The following is a 20,712-nucleotide window of genomic DNA, read 5'->3' on the forward strand; positions in this document are numbered from 1 at the left end:
CTAAGTTTTTATGAAATCACAAAAATTTCTCAATCATATAATTTGATAAGCCTGTCGTTTGCAAGATAATATCAACAGAAATTCCTTCTTTCACTAAATTCCTTGCAACTTCAATCTTCTTTTCCTCTCTGACCTTTTCTCTACAAACATGTATACCTTCAAATAAAGACTTGATTAGCATATCGCGTAATTCCCGACTCTCAATCTTTTTGTATTCTTCTATCAAGTTTGATAGCTTTTCTTCCGCTTCACTATCCTCATCTGATTCGGGAAGTAGATCTATGATACTGATTGATAATACCTTTGCTATTTCATCTAACATTTCAAGTGAGACAGCAGCTCGCCCTTGTTCATATTCGTATATTCCTTGATTTGTTATGCCAACTTTATTCGCTAAATCTTTTTGTGTATATCCTCGTATCAATCTCCACTCTTTTATCCTTTGCCCTACTTTGTATGGAACCGGAATTTTGTTCTCCTCATACTCACCAATAGATAAGTTAGTTGTTCGAGAGATAACATGAGCAGAAACTCCTACTTTCATCAAACCCCTTGCTACTTCTATTTTTACCGCTTTTCTGCTTCTTTCCTCGCTCAAACGAATAAATTTGGTTAATAAATAAAATATCTCACGTAATTCTTTATCCTTATACCCCTTTACTAAATTTAATATTTCTTCATCTTCAAAATATCTTTTTTCATTTGGTAGTGTCTCTCCACAAACTAGACCTTTAACATTTACTGATAATGCTTCTGCTATGGCATATAACTTCTTAATTGGAATTTTACGGTTCCCTTTCTCATATTGCAGTATTACCCAGTACTTTATTACACACTGCTGCTTCCAAAGGTCATAAAGAAATTATTGAAGCTTTGTTACAACGTGTAAGCCACAATAAATTGAGTGATTTTATTAATGCTAAAACAATAGTTAAAGGCACTGCATCGTTGCATGTTGCTACTGAAAATAGCTTTTTTGAAGCTGTAAAGTCTTTGTTGAAACATGGTGCAATTTATAACATCAAGAATAAGGAAGGTAAAATACCACTTGATCTTTCTCGAGACCAGAATATTACTAACCTATTGAAATTAGTAGAAGAGCTGTTTGAGAATGCAAAAAATGGTAATGTTGAAATTATCAGTAAGCTGAAAGCAATAAAACCTGATGAGCGCATAGCTGTAACAAATGCTCGTAATGATCAAGACAAGTCATTAGTCCAGGTTGCAGTAATCAATAAACACTCAAACCTTGCGAGTAGATTATTAGAAATATTAAAAAGTCCAGATCAGAGTTTACAAGATGTCAGCGTAGAAAATCGAGTAAAGAGTTTAAAGTTATAGCTCTCTTAAATGAAACTCTAATGAGGGTGCCAAGATCTAGAAAATATACAAAAATTACAGTGGGCTTTACATCTTACTAATTATGAATTAACTTACTACCTAATCAATTCCTGAGTTATGTATGAGTAACATTTTGATAATATTAGCAGCAGGAAAGAGCAGTAGAATGAATTCTGAATATTCAAAAGCGTTGCACCAAGTGGGAAATCTTACTCTTTTAGAACATATAATTTCTAATGCAAAATCGCTGAGTCTAAAAAGCTTATCAATTGTTGTTAACAACTCCCTTCTAAAAGATTTAGAAAACTTTGATACCCTAAAAAGTATAATCGATCAATACAATATAAAACTAATAATGCAAGAAGATATTACAGGTACTGGCACTGCAGTTAAAATTGCTCTAGAAAATCTGGAGGAGTTATCTGATCAAGACATAGTTTTAATACAGTATGGAGACACTCCTTTTATATCTAGCGATACAGTTATGAAAATGACTGATTGTTTAAAGTATAATAATTTAGTTCTTCTTGGATTCAATAGTCAAGATGAACAATATGGAAGATTAGTAATTGATAATTACGGAAATGTTCAAAAAATCCTAAAAAATGGAGATAAAATGCTTCTTGCAAACTCTGGAATAATGGCTTTATATGCTAAAGATCTCTTTACCTTAGTAAAAGAAATAAAATTTAATAATTCGACTAATGAATATTGTCTTAATGATATAGTGCCCATTGCAGCAACCAATAACTTGAGTGTAGGTTATGTAGTTTCTGATGAAAGAGAAGCAATGGGAGTAAATAATAAAGAGGATTTGATTAAAGCCGAACACTATTTTCAAGAAAGAAGGCAGCCAACTTTTATTTCATAACTACATTTTTTTATTCATTAATTTAAGTTGACATTTGTTTTATACTGGTTTTATAATACCTTTTGATTCTTACTTGTAAGATAATTGGTACGACAAATTTTCCTAATTGTAGTAGAGGGTATACATGGGGATATTAATAACAGGTGCTGCAGGTTTGATAGGGTCGACCTTGGTGAAAAAGTTAGAAAACCAAGGTCATGAAGTAATAAGCTGCGATATTAGGTTTCGCGATAATCCACTCAGTTTTTTTTTAGAAGATGTAGTACCACTACTTGCTAAGTGTACAGGAATTATTCATCTGGCTGCAATTTCTCGAGTTATACATGGTGAACTTTATCCTCAACTGTGTCAAAAAATTAATGTTGATGGTACAATGCAGTTTTTAGGGTTATGTAATTCACTTCCAAATAAACCGTGGTTTATATATGCAAGTAGTAGGGAAGTCTATGGAGAGCAGAAGGAACTGCCGGTTACAGAATCTGCTAGTATCAATCCAATAAATAATTATGCCAAAGGTAAAGCATTTATTGAGAAGCAAATAACAAGTTTAAAAGATTTTAATGTAGCAATATTACGCTTTTCAAATGTATACGGTGGTTTACTAGATCATAACAGTAGAGTAATTCCCGCACTCTGTATTAATGCATTAAGAGGTGATCCAATTAAAATAGAAGGTAAAGAATGCGTTTTTGATTTTACCTACTTGGATGATGTTATAGAGGGTATATGCTTAACTGTTAAATATTTACAAAGTGAAAAATCTTCTCTTCCTGCTATTCATCTTACTACTAATAGCCCATGTACTTTAGAAAACTTAGCAAAAACAATATTAAAAGTCACAAAAAGTGATTCTAGAATTGATTTTTATCCTCCAAGAAATTTTGATGTAACTAAGTTCCATGGTGATTTTACTAGGGCTAAAGAGCTGCTTGGTTGGTCTCCAAAGCATTCATTAGAAGTAGGATTAAGCAATTTTATAAAAAGTCTACAAAACAATATACAAGAGTATCCTAACAATATAGATATGGTAATATATGAAAATATTAAAAGTTATTCATGGTTACCCTCCTTATTATAGTGCTGGTTCAGAGGTTTACAGCCAAACTCTTGCTCATGAACTAGCAAATAACAATGAGGTACAAGTATTTACTAGGTATGAAAATAGCTTTTTACCTGATTTTTATTACACTACAGTCCTAGATCGTAGTGATTCTCGAATCTTACTGCATTTAATTAATATACCCACAGCTAAATATCGTTACAAATTTATCAATGAAGAAGTAGATATACAATTTAAAAGAGTAATAGATAACTTTCAGCCAGATCTTATACATTTTGGTCATCTTAATCATCTATCAATTACTTTACCAGAAATTGCTTTTAAAGAAAATATACCTACAATTTTTACGCTACATGACTTTTGGTTAATGTGTCCAAGAGGAAGGTTTATTCAACGCAATTCTGAAGATTTGTTACGGCTTTGTGATGGACAAAAGGATCAAAAATGTGCAACTCAATGTTACAAGGGATATTTTACAGGAGATAAAGAATTCCTGAATTTAGACATAAATTATTGGGAACAATGGGTTGCAACTAGAATGAAGCACACAAGGAAAATAATAGACTATATAGATTACTTTATTTCCCCATCGAAATTCTTGATGGATAAATTTACTCAGGATTTTAATGTTCCGATAAACAAAATTTCTTATCTTGATTATGGTTTTGATCTCAATCGTCTTAAGAATAGAAATAGAGCACAAGAAAAAGAGTTTATTTTCGGTTATATTGGTACTCATACTCCCGAAAAAGGTGTTGATCTATTATTGAAAGCTTTTTCTCACTTATCATCTAAAGTAAAACTTAGAATTTGGGGAGCAGCAAGAGAAGAAACTAAAGCTTTAAAAGCGATTGCCAATCAGTTTTCACCTGTTGTTAAAGAAAGAATAGAGTGGATGGGAAGTTATGATAATAAGAATATAGTTACTGACGTATTTAATAAAGTTGATGCAATAGTCGTTCCTTCAATTTGGGGTGAAAATTCACCGTTAGTAATACATGAAGCACAGCAACTTAGAATACCAGTTATAACAGCCGATTATGGTGGCATGGCAGAATATGTAAGAGATGGACTATTGTTTAAGCACAGAGATGCAAGTAGTTTATCAGAAAAAATGCAAGTCCTATCTACAAATCAGGAGTTATACAATAAACTTACCCAAAAAGGCTATCCTTATACTGAAAATGGAAATATACCTTCTATAAGTGAGCATACTGAAAAACTTAACAAGATTTACCGTAATGCTATTAAAAAGAAAGGCAAGTCAGTAGCTTTGAAACCTGGTCCTTGGAGAATTACTTTTGATACTAATCCAGATTACTGCAATTTTGCTTGTATAATGTGTGAATGTTTTTCACCATACAGCAAAGTTAAAGAAGAAAAGAAAGCTAAAGGAATAAAACCTAAGATACTGTCGATAGAAACTATCAGAAAAGTAATTAAGGAAGCAGCTGGCACACCTTTAAGGGAAATCATTCCTTCTACTATGGGTGAACCTTTAATGTACAAAAGCTTTGATGAAATAATCAATTTGTGCCATGAGTTCAGCCTTAAGCTTAACCTCACAACCAATGGTTCTTTTCCTATTAAAGGAGCTAGAAAATGGGCTGAACTATTGGTACCAATTTTATCTGATGTTAAGATTTCCTGGAATGGGGCAACTAAAGAAACTCATGAAAGAATCATGAAAGGTTCAAAATGGGAAGTAGTGACAGAAAACTTAAAAACTTTCCTTGAAGTTAGAGATAAATACTTTAGCGATACAGGTGAAAGGTGTACCGTTACTTTACAATTAACATTTTTGGAAAGTAATTTACATGAACTCTATGACATAGTTAAGATGGCCATAAAAAACGGCATAGATAGAGTTAAAGGACATCATCTTTGGGCACATTTTGAGGAAATTAAGGATCTATCTATGAGAAGAGATGAGTTAGCAATTAGTAGATGGAACACGGAGGTGAGAAGGTTATACGAACTTAGAGATAATATGCTATTGCCAAATGGTAAAAAGATAAAATTAGAAAATTTCACAATCCTTTCTCAAGAAGGTATTAAGGATTTGGCTCCAGGTGGTCAATGCCCATTTTTAGGTAAAGAAGCATGGATAAACAATGAAGGAAAGTTTAGTCCTTGCTGTGCTCCAGATGAACTCCGTAAGACATTAGGAAATTTTGGTAATGTTAATGAGGTTAAACTCGAGGAAATATGGCAGAGTAGTGAGTACCTAAGCTTACAAAAGAATTATTTAAATTACAAATTATGCAAAACATGCAACATGAGAAAACCTTTGATCAATTAATCAAAGATAATCTTAAATCTATTAAAATTTCACCGTGTGAGAGTTTTCACGAATTACTAGGAAATCCTTTGTATGAAAGTAGGTTTATAAAGGTTGGTAAATTTCATGAGCCCGGTCTTGCACCGGTTTATGATCAGACAGGTGCTTATCATATCAATGTGAGAGGAGAAGCAGTTTATCATCATAGATTTCTAAAAACTTTTGGATTCTACTTTAATAGAGCGGCCGTAGAAGATGATACAGGGTGTTACCATATTGATTCATCTGGATGTAGAGTATACAAACAGTCGTATCAATGGATTGGAAATTATCAGGAAGATGCTTGTGTAGTTAGAAGACATGATAAATGTTTTCATATTAATTTAAATGGCAACAGGATTTATCAGGAGGAATATGATTATGTTGGAGATTTTAAGGATGGTATCGCTGTAGTCTATAAGGATGGCAAAGCTACACATATTAATCATCATGGAAAGTTAGTACATAATAAATGGTATAAAAAACTTAATGTTTTTCATAAAGGGTATTCTATTGCAGAAGATCAACATGGTTGGTTTCATATAGATATTAATGGTGATCCTGTTTACCAGCAGAGATTTAAAATGGTAGAAGCATTCTATAATGGGATGGCAAAAGTTGAAACTTTTGAAGGTGTGTTAGGACAAATCGATATTACCGGAAATGTAAAGTTTAATATTTTTGATTTAGGTAAAGAATCTCAAGTGCATAGGATTTCTGCAGAACTTTCAGCCTTTTGGAAAACGTACCTAACAAACGTTGCTATTGAACTTGATTTGTTAAATATTTTACCTGCAACTATGCCGGTTTTATCTAAAAAGTTAAACATTATCGTACCAAATCTAGAAAGGCTGTTAAGGGCGTTATGGGAAATAGGGTTTATTGATTACGATAAGGACAAGGACTTATGGCAACTATCATCAAAAGGTAAGTGCTTTAAGGAAATACCGTTTTTGTCTAAAGCTGCAACAATGTGGGTGAGAGTTGCAGCTGAAAAGAATTGGTTAAAGATTGCCGATATACTAAAACAGAAGTCAATCTCTTCATTTGAATCTTTTAAGGAAAGAGAAGCATCAGAAGATAAGAAAATAGCGTTTTACCAAGCATTGCTAGGATATTCTAGGTTTGATACTAAAGAGTTTAATTCTAGAATTAATATAGATGATGCTAAGAATATATTGCTATTTGGTGTACATTCTTTATTTCTTGCTTATTCTGGTATACACAATAAAGGTTCCATAGGCCTATATAACGAACATAAAGTGCCAAGACAGTTAGTAGAAAATTTAAAAGTCAAACTTATAACTCAGAAAGAACTATCAGCTACAAATTATGAATTAGGTGTCTTTTGCCGCTTTCTGCAGCATTATGATGATGATAAAGTATTATCTTATTTAAAATTGGTCAAAGGAATATCTCGTATTTTATTGATAGAAACTATTTTAGATTACCGCTCTCCAACTGGAGGCTCTGTAGATATTAATGTAATGGTTGAAACAGGAGGTAAACTAAGAACATTAAGCGATTGGGAACAAATACTCAAACAAGTAAAAGGATTCAAAATTTTTGCTGTTGTGCCTTTAACAGATTACTTATCAGTCATTGATGTCAGGTATTAATCATATGGAAATACTACAAGAAAATGGTTTTTTTATTATCAAAAATCTGGTTCCTTTAAAGCTAATAACTCAGTCTTTAAGTGATATAACAAATAAGATATCAGAGCTATCCCAAGAACTAAGTGTTTCAACTTCTGACTACTTAAACTGTACCGGCAGATGGGGCACGTCATCTCAAGTAACTAGAATTATCTCTCAAGCATTAGATGAAATTATTAAAAATTACCTTGAAAAGTCACTTCAGTGTCAGATACTGCAGAAAAAATCAAATGTTATATGTAAAACTGCTGATTTAATAGATGCAGTTCCCTTCCATCAAGACATCTCCTATAGTTTCAATGATCCTTACCACTTTTCTGTTTGGTTAGCTTTGAATAATGTAAGTGAAACTTCAGGTGCACTGCAAATTATAGAAAACAGTCATAAATGGGAAATACAGCCTTTAGTTGATTTTTGGTACCCATATTTTTTTGATCAGTACTCAAATAATCGGGAAAATTACAAAATTAAGTCACTACCTATTTCAGCAGGAGATGCGATAGTTTTTGATTCACGGTTATGGCATGGTAGTGATAAGAATACAGATGCTAAAGATAGATTTGCTTATGTAACAAGGTGGATTGTAAAAGATCAAGATCTTCCCTATGTGCCAAAACCTCAGCCTTCAGTTTTTGGTATACTCAATTGTGGTGAGTTAACAGAATCTATACTGAGAGAATGCTTGTCATTATTTTGCTACCAGGAAAATATAAAAGTAAAAAACATGGAAGAACTTATCAAGAGCTGGTTAGCCTTTATTACAGACACAACTACAAATATTTCTGAGATCGACACTACTGAGGCTAAGCGAGATTTATATAAGCTACTTATTCTGAATCAAGCATCAGCACTACATGATGCTGGAGACATCTCAGGAAAAATATACAAAAATTTATGGTTTTCACTACTTGTATTTCTCAATAAAAAAGTCAACGTAGTGGAGCTAGCATTGTAAATGAACAGAAGTAGAGTTGATAGCTTCAAATGTGTATTGATGTTCATCCTGAATATAGTATCTAAATTCAAACTTAATGTACTTATAATGTCTTTAGTTGCCCTGGTGGTAGCTGTTGATTTGTCTTTTAGAAAGTATTTAGTAAAAAATATTCTAGATACAGCTGTAAAATATCAGGAAGGTAATGTAATTGAAAATCTTTTATTACCTGTAAGCGCTTATCTTGGTATGGCATTACTTATCACTACTGCTTTTAGATTCTATGGCTATTTTGTTGACATTCGAATGTTTACCTTAATGCGTCAAAAAATAGCTGATATGTCTTTTTGTAGGCTACTCCAATAAGACCATTCCTATTATCAGAACAATTTATCCGGAAGTTTAGTACATAAGGCCAGTAACTTAATGGATAGTGTGATAGAGTTAATAAGATTGCTTATAGATTGTTTTTTCGGTTACAGCATAGCATTAGTCTTAGCTATTTATACCTTATCATTAGTAAACATAAAATTTGCAATCGCTACATTCACTTGGGTAAGCATTTTTATTTTAGTATCGATTTTCAGCTTTCGTGTACTTACTGAACTAGCTGATAATTACTCTAAACAAAATTCACAAGTAATAGCTAGTATAGCAGATAGTATTTTAAATGTTATATCAGTAAGGCTATTTTCTCAGCAAGCACATGAGAGACACAAATTTTTTCAAATATGCAAGAAAAGAACTATTGCAGAGAGAAAATTACAATGGGCATACTTTTGTCTTTGGTTTATATATGGCTATTCATTTGATGTACTCCAAGCAGTAAACTTGTACTTTTTAATTTATGATTATCAATTGAACAAAATTGCAATAGGAGATATTGCTCTTGTACTTGGAATTAATATATCGATTATAGAGTTTCTTAACCATCTAACTAGGAATCTTACCCAATTTTCTACTCATTTCGGCAAAGTTTCAGATGCATTGCCAATCTTGACTACTGTACCAGAAATTCAAGATAAGAAAAATGCTAAAGAATTAAATTTATTAAGTGGAAGAATAACGTTTAATAATGTTTCTTTTTCTTATGAAGGTCAGGAGCCATTATTTCAAGATTTCTCAGTTACCATTAATCCTTGCGAAAAGGTAGGTCTAGTTGGTTATTCTGGAGGTGGTAAATCTACTTTTATAAACTTAATTCTAAGGCTATTTGATGTTAAAAAAGGTAATATACAGATTGATAATCAAATAGTATCAGAAGTTACACAGAGTTCTTTGAGGCAACAAATATCTGTAATACCTCAAGACCCATTGTTATTTCATGATACTATTTTAGCAAACATCATATATGGTAAACTTCAATCTACTATAGAAGAAATAATGAGAGCTGCAAAGCTGGCTGGTATTCACGATTTTATTATGACTCTACCAGATCAATATGGAACTACAGTTGGAGAAAAAGGCATCAAGCTATCTGGAGGAGAAAGACAAAGGATAATAATAGCAAGGGCATTTTTAAAAAACGCTCCAATATTATTTCTTGATGAACCAACTAGTCAGTTAGATTCTATAACAGAAAAAACAATTCAAATGAGTTTATTTAAACTGATGCAAAATAAAACTACGATTACTATAGCACACCGTATTTCCACACTTTTACACATGGACCGAATTCTAGTATTTAACAAAGGAAAAATTGTCCAAGATGGTAAACATGCTGAACTAGTTTCTAAACACGGTCTTTATAAAGAACTTTGGAATGCTCAAATTGGTTGTTTGAATGGCAAAAAATAAGATGGAAAAAATTATCGATCTGAGAAGTGACACTACAACTCTGCAGAGCTCCAACGTTATACATGCAATAAGTAATGCAACTGTTGGAGATTTTGCTTATGGTGAAGACAAAAGCTGTAATGACTTATCAGAATATTGCAAACAATTATTCAAAGTAGAAGAAGCATTATTTGTAACCAGCGGTATGCTTGCAAATAGATTAGCCATTGCCAGTCAAACAAGTCCTGGTGATGAACTAATAACTCATTATAGTTATCACGTTAATTTTTTCGATAGCGCAGGCAATGCAAAAGTAAATAATATCGTATTTAATTGTATTAGAAATAATAGCGGAATCTTAGATGTTGATGAAGTAGAATATGCTATTAATTCTAAGCCGAGGTATAAAATTTTTGCTCAGGTGAGTCTTATTTCTATAGAAAATAGTATAAATGGGTTTAATGGTAAAATTTATCCTTTTGAAAAACAAGTCGAGTTATATCACTTTTTAAAAGCTCACAATATAAATCTTCATTTAGACGGTGCAAGAATATTTAATGCCCATATCGAAACAAATATTGCTTTAGCAGATTATGCTAAATATGTGGATACAATGAGCTTTTCTTTTACTAAAGGACTTGGCGCTCCTTTTGGTTCAATGCTTATGGGTAAAAGAGAGATAATTGAAAGGGCTAAAAAGCTACAGGTTTGGCTAGGTAGTGGTTATCATCAGATAGGGTATTGTGCTAATGCAGCAAAGTATGTACTACAGAACAATATTTCTAGGCTTAAAGAAGACAATAAACTCGCCAAACTGTTTGCAGACAAGATTAAGGAAATTCCACACATAAAACTGGTACTACCTTATCCAGAAACTAATATAGTAAGCTTTAGTATAAAAGCACTAAATGTAACTAATGAGGTTTTCTTGAGTAAGTGCCAAGCTTGTGGTTTATTGCTTTTTCCTTGGCTAGAGTCTCATATAAGAGCAGTTACCCACCTTGGCACAAAGGAAACAGACATCATGAAAGCTGCTGAAATTATGAAGGAGGTTGTGTTAAATTTAATATGAGAATAAAAATAGATTTCTTTAGCGATTCAAACACTGACCCTTCAGCTAAAATGAGGGAAGCAATGGCTAAAGCAAAAGTTGGAAACGAAGCTGCATGTGAAGATCCAACTGTGAACGAATTAGTGGCAACCGCATGTAAAATATTAGGTAAACCTGCAGGAATCTTTTTGATTTCAGGAACGATGTCCAATGTAATTGCTTATAAAGTACACATTCAAAGACCTGGTGATTACTTGCTGCTTGATGAAACTTCACATCCTCTCATAGTACAATCTGGCTTGATCGCAGCCCAGGCACATGCCACTCCTTTGCCCATCAAAGGTACAAGAGGAATATTTACTGGAGAACAAATTGTTGAGTTTATTACTCGTCCTAGTTTAAGAAATATTCCGAGAGTTGGGCTTGTTTCTATCGAACAAACGACAAATTTTGGTGGTGGAGCTGTGTGGCCTTTAGAATATATTCAAGAGATCTCAAGTCTCTGCAAAGAGAATGACGTATTCACTCATTTAGATGGAGCAAGACTGTTCAACGCTTGTGCTTATACTAAAATATCTCCAAAAGAGTATGCAAGTTATTTTGATTCGGTATTTATTGATTTTAGTAAAGGATTAGGTGCTCCAATGGGCGCAATATTGCTTGGAAGTGAAGAGTTTATTGAAAAAGCTTGGTACTATAAGTTTCAAATTGGCGGAGGTATGCACCAAGCTGGCATTATTTCAGCTGCATGTTTATATGCTTTACATAATAATATAAATTCTTTAGAAGAAGATCATAAAAAAATGCAGCACCTTATAGAAGGCTTAGGCTCTATAGATCAAGTTATAATTGATATCAACCTATACAAAACTAATATAGCGTATTTCTCATTACGTAATAATTGTATATCTACTCAAGAGTTAATAAACGTACTAGTTACAAATTATGGAATTAGAATGGCTAACATCAAAGGTAAAATCAGAGCTATAACACATAGAGATATAAGCTATGAAGATATTAATACTACTGTATCTGCTATAAGAAAGATACTAAGTAAGTAATTTTCTGCACTAATTGTTTGCAAACTTCTTGTCAAACAATATTATACCAATATAGTATTATGCTAGCATCTGCATAGAGCTATTTGGGAATAGGTGTGAACTTTGTCTTCTTTCAATATTTACTATTCTTCTGTGGATATATGCTGCTTTATTTATCAAGACAAAGTATACCAATTGCTCTACCACTGTTAATAGATACTTACCATATAAAATTAAGCTATTTTTTTGCCTGCTTTTCTTTTTTTTATGGAGTATCAAAATTCGTTAATGGAATAGTCATGGACTCCAAAAATAATCCACTATTTATGTTTGGGCTATGCAATATTGCAACTGGATTATTAACCATTGGCATAACTTTATCATATAATAATCTAACTTTATTACTGTTAACATTAATATTATTAGCTTGGATGCAAGGGTTAGGTTGGCCAGCCATTACCAAGTTTATGGTTATAAACTCTAGCATCTCTTCAATTGCATCATCATGGGGAGTCATGAGTGCATCTCAGCAACTTGGTTCTTGTGTTACTTTGATTATATTACCAAGCATAATTAAAATTTATGATGCAAAAAGTGCATTTTTGTACTCTGGTCTCTTATGCTTACTTTTTGGAACTTATATAATATTAAAAGCATATTACAAAGAAAGTGCCAACTTTACTACCTATTATAAGGTGCAGAAATCTCAGATAGGTATCAAAGTGAAAAGTTCTATATGGTTTCTATGTTGTGCTACTTTTTGTGCTTATATTATAAAAATGGGAATCTTCTTTTGGTTTCCTATAATTTTAAAGGATAAGTTACAAATTTCTCTTGTGCAATCCTCACTAATAACAGGCGTATATGATTTAGGTGGAATCCTTGGAACTCTAATCACAGGAAGAATTAGTGATATGTACTTCTTTCAAAATAGAAGCTTGCTGGCATCACTTTATATGTTGGGTATAGCACTCACTTTTATTGCAATGAACTTTGGTCAAAATATAATTCTTATGAACCTTGGTGCAATCTTATCAGGATTTTTTATATTTGGAGTACAAGTACTGACAGGTGTTATAGCTGTAGAAATTGCTTCACAAAATAATGTATGTGCAATTGTAAGCTTAACAGGATTATTTGGGTATATTGCAAGTTCAATATTTTCATGCGTGCTCTTAGGAGTACTTGTTAAGCACTGTGGTAACAGTATTATGTTTTCATTTTTTTCCATTTGCTCTGTTGTTGCACTCGTTTGCTTTTCCATACTATCAAGCAAAGATCTTAAAAAACTAAGTAAAGCGGTGTAAAAAAAAATTTCTCAACAGTTAAACTTTGTAGATAGATTTTTTACCCAAGGAATAAACATGGTAACCATATCTTAGCAATAGCTCGCTATCTAATAAATTACGGAAATCAAAAACATTAGGTGCGGCCATAATACTCTTTAAACTTGCAAAATCTTGATTTTTAAATTCTTTCCACTCCGTTAACAATAACAAGGCTTCCGCGTCCCTTGCAGCCCCTATAGCATTGTCCACGTATTCTATATCCTTTAGAACTTGCCTAGCATTATCCATCCCCATTGGGTCATATGCAGTGATTTTAGCCTTATTATTCACTAACAATTGTGCAATATCTATAGCTGGGCTATTTCTGACATCATCAGTACCAGACTTAAAAGTTAGCCCCCATATCGCTATTTTTTTATTTTGGACTCCATTTAATAAATATTCTACCTTTTTAGCAATGTTTGTTATATGATTATAGTTAGATTCCTTAACTGAATTTAAAATTTGTAGCTTGACATTATGATCTTCAGCAAGCCTTATTAAGGCCGATAAATCTTTAGGAAAACATGATCCTCCAAATCCTGGACCAGCTTTGAGAAATTCCTTACCTATTCTATGGTCCATTCCCATACTGTTAGCTAAAAGGTCAATGTCTGCTCCTAATAGCTCACATAAACCTGCCATCTCATTGATAAAAGCAACCTTTGTTGCTAGAAAAGCATTAGAAGCATATTTAATCATTTCAGCAGTAACTGTATCAGTGACTATTAACGGAATATTCTTATCTATAAATGATCTATATATAACTTCTAGTTTTGCCCTAGCTAGCTTAGTTTTTACTCCTATTATTATCCTATCTGGGTATAAAAAATCTGATACTGCATAGCCTTGCTTGAGAAACTCTGGATTAACCCCCAAATCAAAGTTATAGCCCTTATTAGATAAATAATTATATATATTTTCTGCAGTACCAGGAGGAACAGTTGACTTTATCACTATTAAGCAATCTTGATTAACTCTGTCAGAAACTTCACTTACTGCATTATATACATTCTTTAAATTTGCATTTCCTAGAGAGTCTGATGGAGTATCTACAGTTACAAATACTACTTCTGTATTGGGATTTATTTGAGAATACGAATCGAAAAATCTTATCCTTTGTGACTTTATATTATTCTCTAAATAATCTGCTAATCCAGCTTCATATAGAGGAACTTTCCCTGATTTCAAAAGTTCAATCTTCTCAGTATTTATGTCAATGCAATCAACTTTATGGCCCTGCTCCGATAACATTGTACCAGATACTAAGCCTACATACCCTACCCCTATAATAGTTATGTGCATTTTATTATCACCTTAAAAATATAGCTTAGCATCTAAAATAAATACCATTAACAATTATAAACTTTTGTTGTTACATTATTTTGCTTAATTGCCTTACCTTCCGAATAAATTATAAATAAGGTTGAAGGTATTAATATCAAAGTACCATATAAAGCACTTTTATCAGGTAATTCATTAAATATAACGTATGTTACTATTGTAGAAATTATTAGCTCTATGTATCTATAAGGTGCAAGTGCAGTAGCATCAGTAAGAGTAAAAGCTTTTAACATAAAGAGCAAAATTAGATTTGAATTAATTCCCAAAATCAGCAGTAATACTAATTCCAACAAGGAAGGCACATGCCAACAAAATAACAAAGGTGGAGTAGAAAAAATAGTTGTTGTTAGAGCTGAATAAAATAACATACTTATTACTGACTCTTTTATTACAAGTTTCTTATTAAGTATGTCTAATATAGCAAAGATCAATGCAGATACAATGAAAATAAGATTTTAGGATTAAAGTCTTCACTATGAGCTTTGGTAGTAATAGAAATACCAACAAAGCCAATAACAGTTACTATCCATCTTTGCCAAATTATATTTTCGTTTAGTAAAGGTATTGCAAGAAGTATAACAAATAATGGTATAGAAAAACTTATAATCGTTGCAGTTACTATGGGGAAAACAGTCAACCCGTAAGTCCATAAGGTCATTCCACAAAACAACAATCCACCCCTGGTTATTTGAGTAGATATTTGACTTGTTTTAAAAGTTTCTATTCCATAGTAAAACATAAAAGGTACAAGGGTAATAGTGGTAAACAGAAAGCGGAAAAAAATTATTTCAAAACTCTGAAGATGTAAACTTAGATATTTTGATATAGTATCATTAGCTACACTACTAAATAAGCTAAGTATAAACCAGATAACCCCAAACAAATAAGCTCTCAGTCTATAATCCATAAAGCTTCTGATTTAATAGATACGATGTACTCATATAATTTTACTACAAAACTAATAATATAAAAGTTTTCTGATGTATGGTCCCAGAATGTGATCGTGAGGGTTAATTATAAATAATTCGGGAAATTTCGTCTCTTTAGACATATTAAGAGCTATGTAACGAACGTTTATATTTGTGAGTAATAGTAAGGCTCAAGGTAAGGAAAATGCTAGTGAGGTAAAGTAGAATAACGTTGATTTGATAATTTAAGCTCATTCCCTCTTGCTACATCTCTCTTTAATATCTCCTCTTTTGCAGCAAGTCTATACTTACTGCTTAAATTTAGGTGCACACTAATTTTTCGATTTATATATTATTCTAATGCTTGTATAATACCTTCATTGAATATTTGATTTTGAGGTAATTAGATGCCGAAAAGTAAAACTAAACGTGGAACGGAAGATTTGAAGGGTAATGCAGGCCCAAGCAAAAGATCTCGTCTCAGTTCTGATCCTAAAAAAAATAAAGAGATTATCTCTAGCAAAGTAATAAGTAAGCTGAAGGATGTTGTTAAAGGTGATAGAACTTCAGCTATTGAGGAATGGGTCAAGGCTCACCCTGTAACAGTAGAGGGTCTAACCGTTGAGCAATCGGACCTCTTATGTAATGCGTTTCGTGATGAATCTTGTTGGTCAGGTGCGACACTAGATGTTGCTAAATTTGTAGGAGAATTAGCTAAATCAGGTGTGTTGAATCCATTTGCTATATATAAAATAGCATGTATTGAGTGTGTAGAGAGTGAAATTAAGCAATTATTTGACAAGGCGTTAGAGTCTTTTAGATCTGACTTATCTCATAAAGGCGCATGTGAGGAAGATAGGAATTTAGCTTGCAGTGATGAGCTTGCAAGAGTTGAATTGTTAAGTTCCATGGGAAGACGTGATCCTGTTTTCAATTTCTGGATTGATCAAGAATCAGGTAACCTTAGAGAAAATATAGACGCAGAAGATGGATTTAATAAGGCTGTAGATTTCAAGTGGAGTAAGGGAGTGGAACACTTCTATAATCGCCTGTGTTCTGAAGAAAAATTAGTGAAAGAAGGGCGAGAAAAATTGCTAGTTTCTGCTATTGCAAAATTATCTCCATTGCAATCTAGCTATAAACTTGCTGCTACCTTAAATTCCATTCTAGGTAAAGTCATAAGCGCAAAAGTAGATCATAAGTCACTACTCGGGCTACCGAATAAGAAAGATAGGGGTGTGATCTATCGTCCTCTTAGTTGCTTAGTAGAGCACGATTTTCTTTACACAACTAAGTATGTTATCCAGTACTTGAGCGAGGGATGTTCAAGATCTGAAGTAGAGAAAATGCTTTCACCTAGAGGATATGCACATCTTCTCTCATCGCTTTCATTTGTTGTAGTTTCTAAAGATTATGACTTGGATAACAGGAATGAAGCAAGGTCAGCTATTAGCAGTCTTTGGGAATCTAGTGTATTTAACCAAAATAAAATAAATGTTGTCGATCCTTTTAAAGATAGGATTACTTTTGTTGCAATGGAAAATGCAATTTCAAATTTGATTGTAGATCAGGAGAACAGTAAGGATACTCAAAGTGCTGGCGATGGTGAAAAAGTTGATTTGGTCTTGAGCATTTTAAAGCTTGCTAAAGATTGTTGTTCAGACAAAAGCTTTGAATCATTAAAAAAGAGGATAGCAAATAGTTTAGACAAAACAAGGGATTCTAAGATAATAGGTGCAACTAGCTCCTCTAATTTAATAGAAGAGTTGTGCAAATCGGCAAAAAGCTTGAGTTTATCCTCTGCTAGTTCTGAAGGTCCTCAATCTACGTTAGTGGGTACTAGTGCTAGTATTTCTCCTGCTGCAGTCGTTAACAAATAGGAGTGTTTATGCATGGTAATGGTGAAGATCATGAATTAGTTAGAGATTTATTAATTGGAAATTGTACTGAATTCAGTAGGAAGTTTGGGATTTTTTAAACAATTGTCCATCTTTTTTGCATTCTGCCAATAAGCACGGCTTTTTTCCTGCATTCTTCTTTGGCATGTTTGCTACTGCACATGATTCTAGTATTGCAGATCCAAATGATGAAAGAATTTATTTTCGTTTTGACGGTTGTGGAAATCTGAAAGTTGCAGTTCTTACTAATGAAGAAGATAGAAGAATAGTAAGGTGTTATATTATTGCTGATAATGAGAACAGCCCTGGATCAAGGTTTAGCGAAGAAGAGAAGCGGTGGGTAGCAGAGAATCAGCTACAAAACTTACAGGATCTAGAATGGGAAGAGTATAAAATATTTCGGTTTGGAGAAGAATGTAGGTTTATTCATGAAATAGATAGATTTCCTCAACGTGATGAACCTGGAGCTCCAATTTTCATGAAATTAACCCAGTTAGAGAACAAGGTGAATTGTTAGACCTGATGAATGAGTTGGCAAATGATGATGCAGGAGAAGTGCGTACTAATGTTAAAAGAATTTTGGAATATGTTATTGATATCCATGATGAACATGAAGATAGCTTAGTGTTTCGTGCAGAGTCTGATTACCACGGTTTTCCGTGTGGTTTTTTAGTAAATTTTAGATACCGAGCTGTGGCTGATTTCTACCCAGAGCTACTTATAGGAAAAGGTTATGCAGATGTTGTTTTGCTTGTTCGTGGTGTTGATCAGGCAAATGATTCGGTTCCAATTATAATTGAGTTGAAGGTTGGTGATGAGGAAGGGTTAGAGCAAGCTAAAGATTATGCTAAAAGTTGTTCTGTGTCGTCTTTGCCTATTCATACCTCATCACCAAGTGCTGTTTGTGTAGCGTTAAATTTTCAATTGCGTGGAGGTGCAGGTCTCCGAACTTCTGTGCACCCCTTTTCAGAAGGTGGTCTTTCCTTAATACCTGGTTTACTACATCCTCATGGAAATGGAGTTAGGGGAAATGTAATACGTTTTTTACAACCCATAGCCTCAGAGTTCACTCAATCAGCTCATTGTGACACTTTTTCCTGCATGTCATCGTTTGCCTTTGGAAATGTTTTATCTACAAGGAGGGACTTAGAAGCAGATAATGGGCGAGAAGTAAGGGTTACCAAGTATCTATTTAACCACTCTGAGGAAGAGAAAATGAAACGTATAAGTGGTAGGGGAGATGCAGCAAACATTGTAAGGCATGCGTTAACTTTAGCTCTGTTTGTGTCAAATATTGGGTTTGTTGTTCTTCACATTTTTCGTTATTTAAGGTCGCAGACTTTACCAGATAAAGCATTAGACCTGTCATTATTACCTCAAGCAGAAGATAATGCTAAGGTGCGTGAAGTACTTTGTGAGATAAATGTCCAGAGTCATCTGCAAGTGCTTTCTGCAAAGAAATTCGAATCACTACGTGCTTACTCACGTTCTCATAGAGAAGATTATTTTGAGGGTAGGTTCTCAGAACAAATTGGTAATGTTAGGAACTTACATCAATTTGCAGATCAATTGATGAGTGCTGAGCCTAATTTTGGTAATGATGGTAATGTGAATGGTGAGTACAGGGCTAGGTATGAAGTTTTATTTAATGAGATTTCTCGTCTGTTGTCTCCGTTATTAAATGGAAACCGTCTACTCGTGAACAATGAAGCTAAATTTCAGGCTTTGTTGCGTGGGATATTTCAAAGTTGCGATAATCCTGCCAAGGTAATTATTGAGTTCCAGCTACAGAGAGGAAGGAAAATAGACCTAGTATTATCAAAATCTGCGGAAAATGATGATACTCATCCAATTGGAATAGAGTTGAAGTATGCTAACACCGCAGAACAAGTTGAGCGAAAAATGGTGGAAGCAAATCGACAGTTAAGTGAATACGAATTTTGTGGAGGATGTAAGCGTATTACTGGGGGAGATGCGATGGTTTTGTTATACGCTATATTAAATGCTGTAGGACAAGAGCAGAATCTGATATTGATTGGTGGGCTTCGTAGAGCATCTGGGTTTTCTAGATGACTTGTAACTAATAAATGTACCAAAGATAAGGTTGTTTATGGGTAAAATTATGCATTAAGCTAGAGTGCGTTTGAGTAAGGTTGGAGAGAAAGTAAGGTCTTTTAGCAAGAAAATTTGATTTATGTTTTCTTAAGCTCAAGTTCAACTTAGAAAGTTTGTATAATTTTTTGTCAGAGTTTTTTTTATTCTCTTTTTACTGTAGGTTCACTCTACTTTGTCTTCTGTATTTTTAAGCAGATTAATTATTAACTCATTAGAGTATATTACTAAAAATCTAAACAATATAGTTATTTCTAGCTCTCAAAATCAAGAGACGTGAGAAGTTTTTTCTTTGGGATCCATTGTTATCGCATAGCATTTGAACTCTTTATTTTAGTATAAATCAATTTAAACTATATCAGTACTCATTTCTTAAGTATGGCTAAATATCAGATTATAACACCTAGAGAAAATAAAGAATCTATCGATGTTTTATACGGGTACCACTCTACTATCTTTGGAAAAGTGCTTATTGGAGTGACTGCACAAAGCATCTGTCATATTTCTTTTTGCGACACCAAAACTTCAGCTATTGAGGTAATTAAAAAAAGAATGGCCACAAGCCTGCTTAAAAGAGGATAGGCTCACAACAGAGAAAATTGTACACAATATCTTTGACACACAACTTCCTGAGAAGCCATTCTCTTTACTTGTTAGAGGAACAGATTTTCAAATTAAAGTTTGGCAAGCATTGATTTCAATCCCAACAGGTACAACGATAAGCTATGCCAATATTGCTCACATTATTAGCAAACCAAAAGCTATACGTGCTACTGCAAATGCAATTGCAAATAATCCGATTTCTCTCCTCATACCTTGCCATCGTGTTATTTGTAAATCTGGAAAAATTCATAAGTACCGCTGGGGAGTAGAGCGTAAAAAGGCTATTCTTGATTATGAATTTACCTTTACAAGACATAATATCAATCAATAAACTAATCTTTCCGTAGGAGAGTTTATTGATTAAGTTATAGTAGCTTAAAGAGAATATTTCCCTTTTTTAGGATATAGAGATTTTCTGGAAATTGTCTTCTTGAATTCCATGGTATTTTGTTTAACATTGACGCATGA

General features: G+C 33.2%; 16 protein-coding genes and 3 pseudogenes. 16 read left to right on the forward strand and 3 right to left on the reverse strand.

All coding sequences use genetic code 11. The features are described from left to right. Nucleotides 1-16: 16 nt before the first annotated feature. Complete coding sequence (gene wmk / locus OPR17_RS04985) at nucleotides 17-814, reverse strand: WO male-killing family protein Wmk (protein ID WP_458694351.1); 798 nt, start codon at nucleotides 812-814, stop codon at nucleotides 17-19. On the opposite strand from wmk, the pseudogene OPR17_RS04990 reads away from it, so the two are divergent. The 11 genes and pseudogenes from OPR17_RS04990 to OPR17_RS05045 form a co-directional block, all read left to right on the forward strand. After that, a pseudogene (locus tag OPR17_RS04990) lies at nucleotides 778-861 on the forward strand (hypothetical protein); the annotation flags it as partial. The gene wmk and the pseudogene OPR17_RS04990 overlap by 37 nt on opposite strands. A gap of 12 nt (nucleotides 862-873) precedes the next feature. Further along, nucleotides 874-1,341 carry a transient-receptor-potential channel family protein gene (locus OPR17_RS04995; protein ID WP_265022175.1) on the forward strand — a complete coding sequence of 156 codons (468 nt, stop codon included), beginning with the start codon at nucleotides 874-876 and terminating at the stop codon, nucleotides 1,339-1,341. Nucleotides 1,342-1,462: 121 nt separating this feature from the next. Continuing rightward, nucleotides 1,463-2,212: an NTP transferase domain-containing protein gene (locus OPR17_RS05000; RefSeq protein ID WP_265021364.1), complete on the forward strand. Its 750-nt coding sequence runs from the start codon at nucleotides 1,463-1,465 to the stop codon at nucleotides 2,210-2,212. Between the two features lie 124 nt (nucleotides 2,213-2,336). Beyond that, complete coding sequence (locus OPR17_RS05005; RefSeq protein WP_265021365.1) at nucleotides 2,337-3,290, forward strand: NAD-dependent epimerase/dehydratase family protein; 954 nt, start codon at nucleotides 2,337-2,339, stop codon at nucleotides 3,288-3,290. Continuing rightward, nucleotides 3,247-5,574: a glycosyltransferase gene (locus OPR17_RS05010; RefSeq protein ID WP_265021366.1), complete on the forward strand. Its 2,328-nt coding sequence runs from the start codon at nucleotides 3,247-3,249 to the stop codon at nucleotides 5,572-5,574. Before OPR17_RS05005 ends, OPR17_RS05010 begins: the two co-directional genes overlap by 44 nt. Continuing rightward, nucleotides 5,535-7,211, forward strand: a complete 1,677-nt coding sequence (locus tag OPR17_RS05015) for a WG repeat-containing protein (protein WP_265021367.1) — start codon at nucleotides 5,535-5,537, stop codon at nucleotides 7,209-7,211. The genes OPR17_RS05010 and OPR17_RS05015 overlap by 40 nt, the downstream gene beginning before the upstream one ends. A 4-nt stretch (nucleotides 7,212-7,215) precedes the next feature. Next, nucleotides 7,216-8,205 (forward strand): phytanoyl-CoA dioxygenase family protein, encoded by a 990-nt coding sequence (locus OPR17_RS05020; RefSeq protein ID WP_320109879.1) that lies wholly within the window; start codon nucleotides 7,216-7,218, stop codon nucleotides 8,203-8,205. After that, nucleotides 8,206-9,981: pseudogene (locus OPR17_RS05030) on the forward strand (ABC transporter ATP-binding protein). It begins immediately after the preceding gene. A 1-nt stretch (nucleotide 9,982) separates the two neighbouring features. After that, a complete protein-coding gene (locus tag OPR17_RS05035; protein WP_265022176.1) occupies nucleotides 9,983-11,032 on the forward strand; it encodes a threonine aldolase family protein in 1,050 nt (349 codons plus the stop codon). Then, on the forward strand, nucleotides 11,029-12,072 hold the full coding sequence (locus tag OPR17_RS05040) for a threonine aldolase family protein (protein WP_320109849.1): 1,044 nt from the start codon (nucleotides 11,029-11,031) through the stop codon (nucleotides 12,070-12,072). The genes OPR17_RS05035 and OPR17_RS05040 overlap by 4 nt, the downstream gene beginning before the upstream one ends. 140 nt (nucleotides 12,073-12,212) lie before the next feature. Further along, entirely contained in the window at nucleotides 12,213-13,358 is a 1,146-nt protein-coding gene (locus OPR17_RS05045; RefSeq protein WP_265021372.1) for an MFS transporter, read from the forward strand. An 18-nt stretch (nucleotides 13,359-13,376) separates the two neighbouring features. Here OPR17_RS05045 and OPR17_RS05050 read toward each other — a convergent pair whose 3' ends face one another. Both OPR17_RS05050 and OPR17_RS05055 read right to left on the reverse strand, forming a co-directional pair. After that, the gene (locus OPR17_RS05050; protein ID WP_265021373.1) at nucleotides 13,377-14,684 is read right to left on the reverse strand and encodes a UDP-glucose dehydrogenase family protein; all 1,308 of its coding nucleotides are present in this window, start codon (nucleotides 14,682-14,684) and stop codon (nucleotides 13,377-13,379) included. Nucleotides 14,685-14,731: 47 nt separating this feature from the next. Then, nucleotides 14,732-15,630 (reverse strand): annotated as a pseudogene (locus OPR17_RS05055) (DMT family transporter). A gap of 408 nt (nucleotides 15,631-16,038) precedes the next feature. Between OPR17_RS05055 and OPR17_RS05060 the strand changes: the two are divergent. The 5 genes from OPR17_RS05060 to OPR17_RS05080 all read left to right on the forward strand — a co-directional run bounded on the left by OPR17_RS05060 (nucleotide 16,039) and on the right by OPR17_RS05080 (nucleotide 20,575). Beyond that, nucleotides 16,039-17,511 (forward strand): hypothetical protein, encoded by a 1,473-nt coding sequence (locus tag OPR17_RS05060; protein ID WP_265021374.1) that lies wholly within the window; start codon nucleotides 16,039-16,041, stop codon nucleotides 17,509-17,511. Nucleotides 17,512-17,674: 163 nt separating this feature from the next. Continuing rightward, the gene (locus tag OPR17_RS05065; protein WP_265021375.1) at nucleotides 17,675-18,046 is read left to right on the forward strand and encodes a hypothetical protein; all 372 of its coding nucleotides are present in this window, start codon (nucleotides 17,675-17,677) and stop codon (nucleotides 18,044-18,046) included. After that, nucleotides 18,040-19,602: a PD-(D/E)XK nuclease domain-containing protein gene (locus OPR17_RS05070; RefSeq protein WP_265021376.1), complete on the forward strand. Its 1,563-nt coding sequence runs from the start codon at nucleotides 18,040-18,042 to the stop codon at nucleotides 19,600-19,602. The genes OPR17_RS05065 and OPR17_RS05070 overlap by 7 nt, the downstream gene beginning before the upstream one ends. A gap of 417 nt (nucleotides 19,603-20,019) precedes the next feature. Beyond that, nucleotides 20,020-20,223, forward strand: a complete 204-nt coding sequence (locus tag OPR17_RS05075; protein WP_265021377.1) for a hypothetical protein — start codon at nucleotides 20,020-20,022, stop codon at nucleotides 20,221-20,223. Nucleotides 20,224-20,332: 109 nt separating this feature from the next. Then, a complete protein-coding gene (locus tag OPR17_RS05080; protein WP_265021378.1) occupies nucleotides 20,333-20,575 on the forward strand; it encodes a methylated-DNA--[protein]-cysteine S-methyltransferase in 243 nt (80 codons plus the stop codon). Nucleotides 20,576-20,712: the final 137 nt, after the last annotated feature.

The sequence above is a fragment of the Wolbachia endosymbiont (group A) of Icerya purchasi genome (genome assembly GCF_947251635.1).
GTDB classification, from domain to species: domain Bacteria; phylum Pseudomonadota; class Alphaproteobacteria; order Rickettsiales; family Anaplasmataceae; genus Wolbachia; species Wolbachia pipientis.